We start from the raw sequence: 1,648 nt of genomic DNA on the forward strand, positions 1-1,648 counted from the left end.
CGCGGCCGGTGGTGCCCTGGGCAGTGGGCGGCACCCCGGTCGTGCGCCTGGAAAAAGTGGCCGGGCACCAAGCCCGGAGGTGTCGCGGGGCGGCGGCACGCGCGGCCGGGGCGCCGGGCCCGGTGCCGATGCCGGTGGGGCGGCGAGCACGGTGCCGTGGGGGCGGCAGGCAGGGTGCCGTGGGGGCGGCCTTTTCCGGTTTCCCGCGGGCGTCCGGTGGCGTAGCGTCCGGTGGGTTGACGCGGCACGCGCGTGCGGGAGGGCGACGAGTACATGGCGAGCAGGCAGGACGGCGCCGGGACGCCGGGGATGGCGGCGGTCCGGCGGGCGCGGATCGCGGTGGCCGCGGTGTTCGCCGTCCACGGTGCGGTCACCGGCAGCTTCGCCACCCGTATCCCGTGGATCTCCGAACGGCTGGACGTCAGCGCCGGCCAGCTGGGGCTGGCCCTCGCCTTCCCGGCCATCGGCGCCTCGGTGGCGATGCCGCTGGCCGGGCGGATCAGCCACCGGTTCGGGGCCCGGGTGGCGCTGCGCGGGCTGCTGGCGCTGTGGTGCCTGTCGCTCGTCCTGCCCCCGTTCGCGCCCGGCCTGGTGTGGCTGTGCGGTGCGCTGTTCGTCTACGGCGCGACCGCGGGCATGTCGGACGTGGCGATGAACGCGCTGGGCGTGGAGATCGAGGACCGGCTGGGGCGGCCGGTGATGTCCGGGCTGCACGGCATGTGGAGCGTGGGCGCCCTGGTGGGGTCGGCGGCGGGCACGGTCGCCGCGCACGCCGGCTCCGACGCCCGGCTGCACCTGACGGTGACCGCCGCGGTGCTGACCGTGCTGGGCGTGGTGGCCTGCCGGTGGGTGCTCGATCCGCGCGACGCCGGTGCGGACGGTGCGGCGGGCCGGGCGGGTGCGCCGGACGAGGAGCCGCCGCCGCGGTTCGCGCTCCCGCCGCGCTCCGCGCTGGCGATCGGCGCGGTGGGCTTCTGCGCGGTGTTCGCCGAGGGGGCGAGCCTGGACTGGTCGGCGGTGTACCTGCGGGACGTGCTGGACTCCTCGCCAGGTGTGGCGGCGGCCTGCACCACCGCCTTCGCCTGCACCATGGCCGTCGCCCGGCTGCTCGGCGACGCGGCCGTCGCGCGGCTGGGCCCGGTGCGCACGGTCCGCTCCGGCGGGGTGCTCGCCACGGTCGGCGGCATCCTGGTGGTCACCGCCCCGTCGGCCGGCTTCGCGGTCGGCGGGTTCGGGCTGATCGGCCTGGGGATCGCGGTGGTGGTGCCGCTGGCGTTCGCCGCCGCCGGCCGCAGCGGCCCGGCCCCGAGCCAGGCGATCGCGGGCGTGGCCACCATCACCTACACCTCGGGCCTGATCGCCCCGGCGGCCATCGGCTCGCTCGCCGACGCCACCTCGCTGACGGTGTCGTTCGGCCTGGTCACCGTGCTGGCCCTGGGACTGGTGGCGGGCGCGGGCGTACTCCGAGCTGATGGCCGCGACGTCCGCGGCGGCGGCCCCGGCACGGCCCTCCCGGCCACCGGCGGCGGTGCCGGCACCACCGCCGACCCGGACACCGCCTCGGACGCCGGCGGCGCGGCCGGCCGGGACGGCACGGAGCGCGGCGCGTCCGGCCGGGAGGCACTGGACTGAGCCGGCGGCGGGCCCG

The 1,648-nt window shown here is 78.6% G+C and carries 1 protein-coding gene; it reads left to right on the plus strand.

The genetic code is table 11. The features are described 5' to 3' along the window. The first annotated feature begins 273 nt into the window (after positions 1-273). Positions 274-1,632, plus strand: coding sequence for an MFS transporter (locus IHE55_RS30420; protein WP_232265699.1), 1,359 nt, complete (start codon positions 274-276; stop codon positions 1,630-1,632). Positions 1,633-1,648: the final 16 nt, after the last annotated feature.

The sequence above is a fragment of the Streptomyces pactum genome, assembly GCF_016031615.1.
GTDB classification, from domain to species: Bacteria; Actinomycetota; Actinomycetes; order Streptomycetales; family Streptomycetaceae; genus Streptomyces; species Streptomyces pactus.

What these genes read in the sequence shown, in the direction of transcription:
- IHE55_RS30420 (WP_232265699.1), top strand. Translation starts at nt 274, where the DNA reads ATGGCGAGCAGGCAGGACGGCGCCGGGACGCCGGGGATGGCGGCGGTC.